Origin of the sequence: Rhizobium oryzicola (genome assembly GCF_030504645.1) — a bacterium.
GTDB lineage: Bacteria > Pseudomonadota > Alphaproteobacteria > Rhizobiales > Rhizobiaceae > Neorhizobium > Neorhizobium oryzicola.
In genome coordinates, this window is the sequence record NZ_JAUKWQ010000006.1 from 81,149 (window position 1) to 93,804 (window position 12,656).

A 12,656-nucleotide genomic window follows, 5' to 3' on the forward strand; every position below is an offset into this window, starting at 1 on the left:
GGACCAGACGATGAACATTCATGAATACCAGGCCAAGGCTCTTCTGAAGGGCTTTGGCGCGCCGGTCGCCCAGGGCGTGGCGATCCATTCCGCCGATGAGGCTGCCGCTGCTGCCAAGCAGCTTCCCGGTCCGCTTTACGTCGTAAAGAGCCAGATCCATGCTGGCGGCCGCGGCAAGGGCAAGTTCAAGGAGCTCGGCCCCGACGCCAAGGGTGGTGTACGCCTGGCAAAGTCGATCGACGAAGTCGTCGCGCACGCCAAGGACATGCTCGGCAATACGCTGGTAACGGCCCAGACCGGTGAAGCCGGCAAGCAGGTCAACCGTCTCTACATTGAAGACGGTGCAGACATTGCCCGTGAACTCTATTGCTCGCTGCTGGTAGACCGTTCGGTTGGCCGCGTTGCCTTCGTTGTTTCGACGGAAGGTGGCATGGACATCGAAGCTGTCGCCCACGACACGCCGGAAAAGATCCACACGATCGCCATCGACCCGGAAGCCGGCGTCACGGCTGACGACATCGCCAAGATCTCGGCCGCTCTCGCTCTCGAAGGTGCTGCTGCAGAAGATGCCAAGTCGCTCTTCCCGGCGCTCTACAAGGCCTTCAACGAGAAGGACATGGCCCTTCTCGAAATCAACCCGCTGATCGTCATGACCAACGGCCACCTGCGCGTTCTCGACGCCAAGGTTTCCTTCGACGGTAACGCCCTGTTCCGCCACGACGACGTCAAGGCGCTGCGCGACGAGACCGAAGAAGACGCCAAGGAAATCGAGGCCTCCAAGTGGGATCTCGCTTACGTGGCGCTCGATGGCAACATCGGCTGCATGGTCAACGGCGCAGGCCTTGCCATGGCGACGATGGATATCATCAAGCTGTACGGCAAGGAGCCGGCAAACTTCTGCGACGTCGGCGGTGGCGCTGGCAAGGAGAAGGTCGCGGCTGCCTTCAAGATCATCACCGCTGACCCGAAGGTCGAGGGCATCCTCGTAAACATCTTCGGCGGCATCATGAAGTGCGACGTCATCGCGGAAGGCGTGATCGCCGCCGTGAAGGAAGTCGGCCTCAAGGTTCCGCTGGTTGTTCGTCTGGAAGGCACCAATGTCGAGCTTGGCAAGAAGATCCTGAACGAATCGGGTCTTGCCATCACGGCTGCCGACGACCTCGACGACGCGGCCAAGAAGATCGTCGCTGCGATCAACGGCTAATTGAAGGACCGGAACGACAATGTCCATTCTTGTTAACAAGAACACTAAGGTCCTCGTTCAGGGCCTGACCGGCAAGACCGGCACCTTCCACACCGAGCAGGCGCTCGCCTATTACGGCACGCAGATGGTCGGCGGTATCCACCCGAAGAAGGGCGGCGAAACCTGGACCGGCTCCAAGGGCGAAACCCTGCCGATCTTTACCTCGGTTGCTGAAGCCAAGGAAAAGACAGGCGCTGACGCCTCTGTGATCTACGTTCCGCCGGCAGGTGCCGCAGACGCGATCATCGAAGCGATCGACGCCGAAATCCCGTTCATCACCTGCATCACCGAGGGCATCCCTGTCATGGACATGGTTCGCGTGAAGGCGAAGCTCGACAAGTCCAAGTCCCGCCTGCTCGGCCCGAACTGCCCGGGCATCCTGACGCCGGAAGAGTGCAAGATCGGCATCATGCCGGGCTCGATCTTCCGCAAGGGTTCGGTCGGTATCGTGTCGCGCTCCGGCACGCTGACCTACGAAGCTGTCTTCCAGACCTCCAACGAAGGTCTTGGCCAGACGACAGCTGTCGGTATCGGCGGCGACCCGGTCAAGGGCACCGAGTTCATCGACGTGCTGGAAATGTTCCTCGCTGACGAAGCCACGACCTCGATCATCATGATCGGTGAAATCGGCGGTTCTGCTGAAGAAGATGCAGCGCAGTTCCTGATCGACGAAGCCAAGAAGGGCCGCAAGAAGCCGATGGCCGGCTTCATCGCAGGTCGTACGGCTCCGAAGGGCCGCACCATGGGCCACGCCGGCGCTGTGGTTTCCGGCGGCAAGGGTGACGCAGAATCCAAGATCGCTGCGATGGAAGCAGCTGGCATCAAGGTTTCGCCGTCCCCGGCACGCCTTGGCAAGACGCTGGTTGAAGTCCTCAAGGGCTAACGCCACATAAGACTTTGCTGAGATAAGCTTGAGGCAGGCGAATCGGTGCAACGGTTCGCCTGCCTACGCCCACAAGGGGCGACCGCCGGAACAGTATTCGGCAAGTTATTCAATTCATGCGCGGCCGGCGCATCCATCCGGCCCCAATGACGTCAGGAGGCGGGCGCGGCGCCCGCGGTAAAACATGGCACGGCAAGAAGCCAACGAGCAGTTTCTCATCACCTCGTTCCTCGACGGCGCGAATGCCTCCTATATCGAGCAGCTCTATGCCCGGTATGAGGACGATCCGAATTCCGTCGGTCCGGAATGGCAGTCCTTCTTCAAGGCGCTTGCCGACAATCCAGAGGATGTGAAGAAGGCGGCGCAGGGCGCATCCTGGCAGCGCAAGAACTGGCCGATCCCGGCCAATGGCGAGCTGGTGTCTGCGCTTGACGGCAACTGGCCGGTCGTTGAAAAGGCGATCGAAAAGAAGGTTCAAGCCAAGGCTGAAGCCCAGGCTGCCACCTCTGGCAAGCCGGTCGATCCGGCCGCCGTGCTGCAGGCAACCCGCGACAGCGTTCGTGCCATCATGATGATCCGCGCCTACCGTATGCGCGGCCACCTGCATGCCAAGCTTGACCCGCTTGGCCTTGCCGCGCCGGTTGAAGATTATAACGAACTGTCGCCGACCGCTTACGGCTTCACGGAAGCCGATTACGATCGCAAGATCTTCATCGATAATGTCCTGGGTCTGGAATACGCCACGATCCGCGAGATGATCACGATCCTGGAGCGCACCTATTGCTCCACGCTCGGCGTCGAATTCATGCATATCTCCAACCCGGAGGAAAAGGCCTGGATTCAGGAGCGCATTGAAGGTCCGGACAAGGGCGTTGCCTTCACCGCTGAAGGCAAGAAGGCGATCCTCTCCAAGCTGATCGAGGCCGAAGGCTTCGAGCAATTCATTGATGTCAAGTACAAGGGCACCAAGCGTTTCGGCCTTGATGGTGGCGAGTCGCTGATCCCTGCGCTGGAGCAGATCATCAAGCGCGGTGGCCAGGACGGTCTGGAAGAAGTCGTTCTCGGCATGGCCCACCGTGGCCGTCTGAACGTTCTGACCAACGTAATGCACAAGCCGCATCGCGCCGTCTTCCACGAGTTCAAGGGCGGCTCGTTCAAGCCGGATGAGGTCGAAGGTTCCGGCGACGTGAAGTACCACCTCGGCGCTTCCTCGGACCGTGAATTCAACGGCAATAAGGTTCACCTGTCGCTGACGGCAAACCCGTCGCACCTGGAAATCGTCAACCCCGTCGTCATGGGCAAGGCCCGCGCCAAGCAGGACATGTTGGCCAAGACCTGGGATGGCGACATCATTCCGCTGAAGGAGCGCGCCAAGGTTCTGCCGCTGCTCATTCACGGTGACGCGGCCTTTGCCGGCCAGGGCGTCGTGGCTGAAATCCTCGGCCTTTCCGGTCTGCGCGGTCACCGCGTTGCCGGTACGATGCATGTCATCATCAACAACCAGATCGGCTTCACCACCAATCCGGGCTTCTCGCGTTCGTCGCCCTATCCGTCGGACGTTGCCAAGATGATCGAAGCACCGATCTTCCACGTCAACGGTGACGATCCGGAAGCGGTTGTCTATGCGGCCAAGGTTGCGACCGAATTCCGCATGAAGTTCCACAAGCCTGTTGTGGTCGACATGTTCTGCTACCGCCGCTTCGGTCACAACGAAGGCGACGAGCCGGGCTTCACGCAGCCGAAGATGTACAAGGTCATCCGTGGCCACAAGACGGTCGTTCAGCTCTATGCCGATCGCCTGATTGCCGAAGGCCTGCTGACCGAAGGCGAACTTGAAAAGATGCGCGCTGACTGGCGCGCCCATCTGGAGCAGGAATTCGAAGCCGGCCAGAGCTACAAGCCGAACAAGGCCGACTGGCTGGATGGCCAGTGGTCCGGTCTGCGCTCTGCCGACAATGCGGACGAGCAGCGTCGCGGCAAGACCGCCGTGCCGATGAAGAGCCTGAAGGAAATCGGCCGGAAGCTTTCGACCGTTCCTGACAACTTCAACGTCCACCGCACGATCAAGCGCTTCATGGAAAACCGTGCGCAGATGGTCGAGACGGGCGAGGGTATCGACTGGGCGATGGCGGAAGCGCTGGCGTTCGGTTCGCTGGTGACCGAAGGCCACAAGATCCGCCTGTCCGGTCAGGATTGCGAACGCGGCACCTTCTCACAGCGTCACTCGGTTCTCTACGATCAGGACACCGAAGAGCGTTACATCCCGCTCGCCAACCTGGCGCCGAACCAGGCTCGCTACGAAGTCATCAACTCGATGCTTTCGGAAGAGGCGGTTCTCGGTTTTGAATACGGCTACTCGCTGGCTCGCCCGAATGCGCTGACGCTCTGGGAAGCCCAGTTCGGCGACTTCGCCAATGGTGCGCAGGTCGTCTTCGACCAGTTCATCTCGTCGGGTGAGCGCAAGTGGCTGCGCATGTCCGGTCTCGTCTGCCTTCTGCCGCATGGCTATGAAGGTCAGGGTCCGGAGCATTCGTCCGCTCGCCTGGAACGCTGGCTGCAGATGTGTGCCGAAGACAATATGCAGGTTGCCAACTGCACGACGCCGGCCAACTACTTCCACATCCTGCGCCGTCAGATGAAGCGTGACTTCCGCAAGCCGCTGATCCTGATGACGCCTAAGTCGCTGTTGCGCCACAAGCGCGCAACCTCGACGCTGGCGGAAATGGCAGGCGAAAGCTCGTTCCACCGCCTGCTGTGGGATGATGCGGAAGTCATCAAGGACGGCCCGATCAAGCTGCAGAAGGATGCCAAGATCCGCCGCGTCGTGATGTGCACGGGCAAGGTCTATTACGATCTCCTGGAAGAGCGTGAGAAGCGCGGCATCGACGACATCTATCTGCTGCGTATCGAACAGCTCTATCCGTTCCCGGCAAAGGCGCTGATCAACGAGCTGTCCCGCTTCCGTCATGCGGAAATGGTGTGGTGCCAGGAAGAGCCCAAGAACATGGGTGCCTGGGCCTTCATCGATCCATACCTGGAATGGGTGCTGGCGCATATCGATGCCAAGTATCAGCGCGTCCGTTACACGGGCCGCCCGGCTGCAGCCTCGCCTGCAACCGGCCTGATGTCCAAGCATCTGGCCCAGCTTGAAGCCTTCCTCGAAGACGCGCTCGGCGGCTGATTTCAGCCGCCCCGTCCTCTACCGCTACACACGACATCGGATCAAAAACGGAAACACATTATGGCCACCGAAATTCGCGTCCCCACTCTCGGCGAATCCGTCAGCGAGGCAACCGTCGGCACCTGGTTCAAGAAGGTCGGCGACACGGTGAAGGCCGATGAGCCCATCGTTGAACTGGAAACCGACAAGGTTACCGTTGAAGTCCCGGCTCCGGCCGCTGGCGTGCTGACGGAAATCGTTGCCCAGGCTGGCGAAACCGTTGGCCTCGGCGCACTGCTCGGCCAGATCGCCGAAGGCGCTGCCGGTTCCGCCTCCGCTGCTGCCCCGGCTGCCGCCGCACCTGCTGCTACGCCGGCCGCTGCAGCACCTGTGCTGGTTGCTGCTCCTGCAATGCCGGCCGCTCCTGCTGCTGCCAAGCTTGCTGCTGACAACAACATCAACACGGCTGACGTTGACGGTTCCGGCAAGCGCGGCCAGGTGCTGAAGGGTGACGTGATCGCTGCCATCGCTAAGGGTCCGGCTGCTGCTGCCGCTCCGGCCGTTCCGGCGGCTCCCCGTGCTCCGTCCACCACGGAAGATGCCGTTCGCGAAGAGCGCGTGAAGATGACGCGCCTGCGCCAGACGATCGCCAAGCGCCTGAAGGACGCCCAGAACACGGCTGCCATGCTGACCACCTATAACGAGGTGGACATGAAGGCCGTGATGGACCTGCGCAACAAGTACAAGGACGTGTTTGAGAAGAAGCATGGCGTGAAGCTCGGCTTCATGGGCTTCTTCACCAAGGCCGTCACGCACGCGCTCAAGGAACTGCCGGCTGTCAACGCTGAGATCGACGGCACCGACATCATCTACAAGAACTATTGTCACGTCGGCATGGCCGTCGGCACAGACAAGGGCCTCGTTGTTCCTGTTATCCGTGATGCCGATCAGCTGTCGATCGCTGGCGTTGAAAAGGAACTCGGCCGCCTTGCCAAGGCAGCCCGTGACGGCTCGCTCGGCATGGCCGACATGCAGGGCGGCACCTTCACCATCACCAATGGCGGTGTCTATGGTTCGCTGATGTCCTCGCCGATCCTCAATGCTCCGCAGTCGGGTATTCTCGGCATGCACAAGATCCAGGATCGCCCGGTTGTCGTCGGCGGCCAGATCGTCATCCGTCCGATGATGTATCTCGCTCTCTCCTATGACCACCGTATCGTCGACGGCAAGGAAGCCGTGACCTTCCTGGTTCGCGTCAAGGAAAGCCTGGAAGATCCGGAACGTCTGGTTCTCGATCTCTAATCATATACGAGGGAGGACGAGATGGACCCGATGGTCGCACAAGCTGGGCCTTACATTCTGGTGCTGGCACTTTCGGTCGTCTTTCTCGTCCTCCACATCATGCTGCAGGGCTTTCTCGCCACGCGCGAGCTTGGCTCTCAATGGAATGCGGGTCCTCGTGATGAGGGCCTGAAGCCCAAATGGGCTCTCGCGGGCCGCGCGGAGCGGGCTTCCGCCAATTTCCGTGAAACCTACCCCGCTGCTGTCGGCCTCCTGCTGGCCCTGGCGTTTTATCATCCCTCCACGACAGGGCTGATCGGTGGCTGGCTTTGGCTTCTCTGCCGCGTCGTTTACCTGCCGCTCTATCTGGCGGGTATTCCCTATATCCGCTCGCTGGTGTGGCTCGGTTCGCTCGGTGGCATCGGCCTTATGATCATTGGATTGTTCACATGATGCATCAGTACGTGGTTGAACTCGCATCGTTGATGGCGATCTTTGCTTTCGCAATTGTTTCACCGGGTGCGGATCTGGCGATGGTCATGCGTCAGTCATTGGTGCACGGGCGCCGCCAAGCCATCATCACCAGCGTCGGGATCGGCTCGGCCTTGATGTTCCACGTGTCGTACACGATCCTCGGAATTGGCCTGATCATTTCCCAATCGATCTACCTTTTCAATATCGTGAAGTGGTGCGGCGTCGCGTACCTCATCTATATCGGCATAAAGTCCTTACGCGCAGGCAAGACGGATATCTCCGTTCAGGCGGTGTCCGCCGCTGATGAAGAGCGCAAGCAGTCTGGCCTCAAGGCTTACATGCTCGGTTTCGCAGCGAATGCGCTCAATCCGAAGCCGGTCTTCTTTTTCCTGTCGATCTTCTCAACCGTTGTCAGCGTGCACACGCCGATGCTGGTCAAGTTTGGTTATGGCCTTGTCATGGCAAGCTGCCTGATTGCGTGGTTCATCGGCGTGAGCATCTTCATGACGACGCCGCGCATGCGGGCCGCCTTTTCGAAGGCCAGTCAGTGGATCGATCGCGCCAGTGGCTTGGTGTTCATCGCACTGGGTTTGAAGCTTGCCACTGAGAAGGCGACCTAAGGGGAGGACATGGGATGGCGACGCAAAACCAGCCTGTCCTGCTTGTTACCGGGGCCAGCCGCGGCATTGGCGCGGCCGTTGCCCTGAAGGCTGCAGCGGCCGGCTGGGCCGTCCTGATCAATTACCTCTCGAATGAAGCAAGGGCACAGGCGCTTGCCGAGCAGATCGGGCAGGCGGGCGGCACCGCCAGCCTTATCCAGGGCGATACAGGGACCGAAGAGGGCATTGCCGCGATCTTCAGTGCTATTGACCGGGAGTTCGGCCGCCTTGACGGTCTTGTCAACAATGCCGGTGTCGTCGACCAGACGGCGCGCGTGGATGAAATGTCGCGCGAGCGGCTGGAGCGGATGTTCGCGATCAACGTGATCGGCAAGATCCGCTGCGCCTCGGAGGCGGTGAAACGCATGTCCACCCGCCATGGCGGCAAGGGCGGCGTCATCGTCAACATTTCCTCAATGGCGGCGGTGCTCGGCAGCCCCGGCCAATATGTGGACTACGCGGCTGCTAAAGCCTCCATCGATACGTTTACGGTCGGGCTTTCCCGCGAGGTTGCAGGCGAGGGGATCCGCGTCAACGCGGTTCGGCCCGGCATTATTGATACCGATATCCATGCCTCCGGCGGCTTGCCGGATCGCGCACGGGATCTGGCACCCACGGTGCCCATGCAACGCGCTGGTACGGCAGAGGAAGTGGCGGAGGCGGTGCTTTACCTTCTCTCGCCGCAGGCTTCCTATGTCACGGGCGCAATCTTGAATGTGAGCGGCGGCAGATAGCGCCGGTAAAAAGGAAGTTCATCCATGGCTTATGATCTCATTGTAATCGGCACCGGCCCTGGCGGTTATGTCTGCGCCATCAAGGCGGCCCAGCTCGGCATGAAGGTGGCCGTGGTCGAAAAGCGCGCCACCTTTGGCGGCACCTGCCTGAACGTCGGCTGCATCCCCTCCAAGGCGTTGCTGCATGCATCGGAAGTGTTCGCGCATGCCAGCCACGGCATGGCCGACCTCGGCGTCGAGGTGTCCGGCACCACGCTGAACCTCGAAAAGATGATGGGCCACAAGGATGCGACCGTGAAGGCGAACGTCGATGGCGTCGCCTTCCTGTTCAAGAAGAACAAGATCGAGTCGTTCATTGGCACCGGCAAGATCGTTGCCGCCGGCAAAGTATCGGTGACCGCGGAAGACGGCTCGTCGCAGGAGCTGGAAACGAAGAACATCGTGATTGCGACGGGTTCCGATGTCGCAGGCATTCCGGGCGTTGCGGTCGAGATCGACGAGAAGGTCATCGTCTCCTCCACCGGCGGCATTGCGCTGGAAAAGGTGCCGGGCCATCTGGTCGTCGTCGGCGGTGGCGTCATCGGCCTTGAGCTTGGCTCCGTCTGGTCGCGTCTTGGCGCGAAGGTTACCGTCGTCGAATATCTCGACAACATTCTTGGCGGCATGGATGGCGAAGTCTCCAAGCAGTTCCAGCGTATCCTGGGCAAGCAGGGCGTCACCTTCAACCTCGGCGCCAAGGTGACCGGCGTTGAAAAGACGGAAGCCGGTGCAAAGGTTACCTTCGAGCCGGTCAAGGGCGGTGAAGCCCAGACCATCGACGCTGATGTTGTTCTGGTCGCAACGGGCCGCAAGCCCTACACGGCTGGTCTCGGTCTTGAAGAGGTTGGCGTTGTTCTCGACAACCGTGGTCGCGTCGAGATTGATGCGCATTATCGCACCAATGTTGCCGGCATCTACGCGATCGGCGACGTGGTCAAGGGTCCGATGCTAGCGCACAAGGCCGAAGATGAAGGCGTTGCTCTCGCTGAAATTCTTGCCGGCCAGCACGGCCATGTGAACTATGACGTCATTCCGGGCGTCGTTTACACGCAGCCGGAAGTCGCCTCCGTCGGCAAGACCGAGGAAGAGCTGAAGGCTGCAGGCGCCGCTTACAAGGTTGGGAAGTTCCCGTTCACGGCCAATGGCCGCGCACGCGCCATGCAGGCCACCGAAGGCTTCGTGAAGGTTCTCGCCGACAAGGATACGGACCGCGTTCTCGGCGTCCATATCATCGGCTTTGGCGCTGGCGAAATGATCCACGAAGCAGCCGTGCTGATGGAGTTTGGTGGCTCGTCGGAAGATCTCGGCCGCACCTGCCATGCGCATCCCACCATGTCGGAAGCTGTGAAGGAAGCAGCGCTCGCCACCTTCTTCAAGCCGATCCATATGTGATCCGTCAAATCCTGCATTAAAGTTTAGAAACATTCCAAAGTCCCGCTTGGCATCACCAGGCGGGACATTCTATTGTGGGGTCATCCATCTAACCTGTTGAAAAGGTGATGAAATGGCTCCTCTTTCTTATTCGGTTCCGCAGCGCATCCTGCATTGGGGCATGGCACTGCTGATCTTCTTCAACCTGATCTTTTCCGATGGCATAGAGCACTGGAAGCGGCTTGTGCGGCGCGGCCAGCCGATTACGCCTGACGATATCTCGTCCGCCAACATTCACGCCTATGTCGGCATTGCGATTCTGGTCCTGGCGGTCGTGCGGCTTGTGCTCCGGCATGTTCAGGGGGTGCCGCAGGCACCTGCGGAAGAGCCTGCAATTCTATCACTGGTGGCGAAGATCACCCACGGGCTGCTCTATCTGCTGCTGATCCTGATGCCCCTGACGGGCATTGGCGCCTATTATTTCGCGAACGGAACGGCAGGCGATATCCATGCGGATGTGCTGAAGGTGGTGCTTTGGGCACTCCTCGTCGCCCATGTGGCTGGCGCTCTGGTTCATCAGTTCTACTGGAAGACCGATGTCCTGGCGCGCATGACGTACGGTGTCAAAAAGCCGGCGTCACCGTAAAACCCTTGGCACGGAAAAGTTCGACCAGCCCATCCTTGCCCGGCAGATGCAGCGCGCCGACCGCCATGAAGGCATTGCCCTGCTCAATCACGGGCAGGGCGCGTTCCGCCATCACCTTGTTGCGCTGCGTGACAATGCGTTCCTCGAACTCGGCGTAACCTTCGCCCTCGGTGCCATCGGGTGCGACCGATTTCAACATCGGCATGGTCATGCCGATGTCTCCGGATAGATAGAGATCGGTCATGGTGGCGGTGACATCAGCCATCTTGTCGCCCAGCGAAATCATTTCCATCAGCGACTTCATATGGAAGTCGAGCGGTATGGACGCCATGGCGGAAAGCTGCTCCTCCATCGTCTCCAACCCCTTCACCGGCTTGCCGGCCGCGACCGTATCTTTGGCCAGCTTCTGATCCAGAAACGGCTCGCCCTTACCCTTGCGGGAAAGCTCGCAGGGGGACAATGCGACGAAGCTGGAGAGCATCCAGGGCTGCATGCGCGAAACGGCAGACAGCGGAATGCCGCGCTTCTTCAGGGCTGCGCTAAGCTTGTCAGCATCATCCTTTGACAACACGGACTGGATGGTCTTGCCATCGCTCATCATCGTCAGAGATGGTTTGGCGAGAAGTGCGGCAGACGCCTTCTTCTCGTCCAGGATTTCGTCGGACTCGACAATGGTCACCTCAGAGCGAGCGAAGGCTTCCGGGGCACCTTTCGGCATGGCAATCACGCGCGGGTCTGTGACATGCATGGTGCCGAGCAGCCAGGAAGGCGCAATGCCGGGTTTTTCGATCTTCCAGAACAGGCCCTTGCCGTTGGGCACCTTGGCGGCTTCCGTCTCAACCGCAGCATAAGCGGCTGGATCCTGTTGCTTCATGTCCGCCAGAATGTTTCGGCCACCGCAGGCGCCGGCATCCTCTGCCTTTGCTTTGGAGACGAAACCGAGAATGATCAGGAAGGAAACCAGCACCAAAAGGTGCAGGCTCGCCAGAGCCCAGAGGGCCAGATCGGACACTCGCCTGAGCGGAGTGTGATGGAGCGCGCGTGTCATCATATCCTCTGTTTAGCCCCGCAAAATCCACGGGAGCTTAACGGGTATGGTTAATGCATGATTTTGCTACATCTCAGGCGCGGGGATGTGCTCGATCATAGACTTCCAGCAGGCGCGCGGAGTCGACACCCGTGTAGACCTGCGTCGTCGACAGGCTGGCGTGACCCAGCAGTTCCTGGATTGTACGAAGATCGCCACCGCCGGACAGAAGATGGGTGGCGAAGGAATGGCGAAGTGCATGCGGCGTGGCGCTATCCGGCAGGCCCAGCGCACCGCGCAGTTTCTGCATCTCCCGCTGAATGATCGCGGCTTGCAATTTCCCGCCACGCGCGCCGCGAAACAGCGGTTCCTGCGGCGGAAGATCGAAAGGGCACAGCCGCTTGTATTCGTCCACGGCCCTCGGCACGATGGAGAGCAGCGGTACGAGCCGTGTCTTGCTGCCCTTGCCGGTGACGCGGAGCGAGGTTGCCTCCGGCGGAATATCGGCAGGTGTGAGATCGAGTGCCTCTGAAATACGCAGGCCGCAGCCATAGAGCAGTGTCAGCACGGCCGCATCGCGGGCGGCGATCCAGGGCTCCTCGTGCAATTGTGCCTTGAGGCTCACCACCTCGATCGCCTGCCGGTCATTGAGCGGCTTCGGAAGTGATTTCGGCTGCTTGGGCGAGCGGATGGCACCGGCAGCGGCGGCGTTTACGAGATCCTGACGTTCCAGATAGCGCAGGAAGGAACGCAGGCCGGCCAGATGCCGACCGAGCGAACGGGCGCCTGAACCCTCGCGGCGGCGATGCGCGAGAAAGCTTCGGAGGTCTGCCGTGCGCAGCGTGTGGACGTCGGCAAGCCTCGCCGGCTCCCCCAGGTGCCCGGTCAGGAAGGTCAGGAACTGGCGCGTGTCCCGCTCATAGGCTTCCAGCGTATTGTCTGCCAACCGCCGCTCGCTCTGCAGGCTTTCCAGCCACTGGCGCCGCTTTTCCATAAGCTCAGGCGTGGCCGGGATCAGGATATCGTTCATGGCGCTGTGTTCGGTACCGTTGATTTCATTCGGCGGTGCTCCACTTTGCGTATCGCGTGTTACAAAAGTGCTAAACCGCGCGGCCCGTCACAGTTCGATCACAAGCCGT

General features: G+C 60.5%; 11 protein-coding genes. 9 read left to right on the plus strand and 2 right to left on the minus strand.

Going from position 1 to position 12,656, the window contains the following annotated elements; all coding sequences use genetic code 11:
* Positions 1 to 10 precede the first annotated feature (10 nt).
* The 9 genes from sucC to Q2T52_RS18285 all read left to right on the plus strand — a co-directional run bounded on the left by sucC (position 11) and on the right by Q2T52_RS18285 (position 10,490).
* Entirely contained in the window at positions 11 to 1,204 is a 1,194-nt protein-coding gene (gene sucC, locus Q2T52_RS18245) for an ADP-forming succinate--CoA ligase subunit beta (protein ID WP_302078252.1), read from the plus strand.
* A 19-nt stretch (positions 1,205 to 1,223) separates the two neighbouring features.
* On the plus strand, positions 1,224 to 2,126 hold the full coding sequence (sucD, locus tag Q2T52_RS18250) for a succinate--CoA ligase subunit alpha (protein ID WP_143127589.1): 903 nt from the start codon (positions 1,224 to 1,226) through the stop codon (positions 2,124 to 2,126).
* A 184-nt stretch (positions 2,127 to 2,310) separates the two neighbouring features.
* Positions 2,311 to 5,307, plus strand: coding sequence for a 2-oxoglutarate dehydrogenase E1 component (locus Q2T52_RS18255; protein WP_302078253.1), 2,997 nt, complete (start codon positions 2,311 to 2,313; stop codon positions 5,305 to 5,307).
* A gap of 60 nt (positions 5,308 to 5,367) precedes the next feature.
* The gene (gene odhB, locus Q2T52_RS18260; RefSeq protein WP_302078254.1) at positions 5,368 to 6,588 is read left to right on the plus strand and encodes a 2-oxoglutarate dehydrogenase complex dihydrolipoyllysine-residue succinyltransferase; all 1,221 of its coding nucleotides are present in this window, start codon (positions 5,368 to 5,370) and stop codon (positions 6,586 to 6,588) included.
* A 21-nt stretch (positions 6,589 to 6,609) separates the two neighbouring features.
* Entirely contained in the window at positions 6,610 to 7,020 is a 411-nt protein-coding gene (locus Q2T52_RS18265; protein WP_302078255.1) for an MAPEG family protein, read from the plus strand.
* Positions 7,020 to 7,661 carry a LysE family translocator gene (locus Q2T52_RS18270; protein ID WP_302078373.1) on the plus strand — a complete coding sequence of 214 codons (642 nt, stop codon included), beginning with the start codon at positions 7,020 to 7,022 and terminating at the stop codon, positions 7,659 to 7,661. The genes Q2T52_RS18265 and Q2T52_RS18270 overlap by 1 nt, the downstream gene beginning before the upstream one ends.
* A gap of 14 nt (positions 7,662 to 7,675) precedes the next feature.
* Positions 7,676 to 8,434, plus strand: coding sequence for an SDR family oxidoreductase (locus Q2T52_RS18275; RefSeq protein ID WP_302078256.1), 759 nt, complete (start codon positions 7,676 to 7,678; stop codon positions 8,432 to 8,434).
* 24 nt (positions 8,435 to 8,458) lie between these two features.
* Positions 8,459 to 9,865 (plus strand): dihydrolipoyl dehydrogenase, encoded by a 1,407-nt coding sequence (gene lpdA / locus Q2T52_RS18280; RefSeq protein ID WP_302078257.1) that lies wholly within the window; start codon positions 8,459 to 8,461, stop codon positions 9,863 to 9,865.
* Between the two features lie 112 nt (positions 9,866 to 9,977).
* Positions 9,978 to 10,490: a cytochrome b gene (locus tag Q2T52_RS18285; RefSeq protein ID WP_302078258.1), complete on the plus strand. Its 513-nt coding sequence runs from the start codon at positions 9,978 to 9,980 to the stop codon at positions 10,488 to 10,490.
* On the opposite strand, the gene Q2T52_RS18290 is transcribed toward Q2T52_RS18285, so the two are convergent.
* Positions 10,468 to 11,541, minus strand: coding sequence for a TraB/GumN family protein (locus Q2T52_RS18290; RefSeq protein WP_436799553.1), 1,074 nt, complete (start codon positions 11,539 to 11,541; stop codon positions 10,468 to 10,470). The two genes, Q2T52_RS18285 and Q2T52_RS18290, sit on opposite strands and share 23 nt — an antisense overlap.
* 70 nt (positions 11,542 to 11,611) lie before the next feature.
* The gene (locus Q2T52_RS18295) at positions 11,612 to 12,547 is read right to left on the minus strand and encodes a tyrosine recombinase XerC (RefSeq protein ID WP_302078260.1); all 936 of its coding nucleotides are present in this window, start codon (positions 12,545 to 12,547) and stop codon (positions 11,612 to 11,614) included.
* Positions 12,548 to 12,656 lie beyond the last annotated feature (109 nt).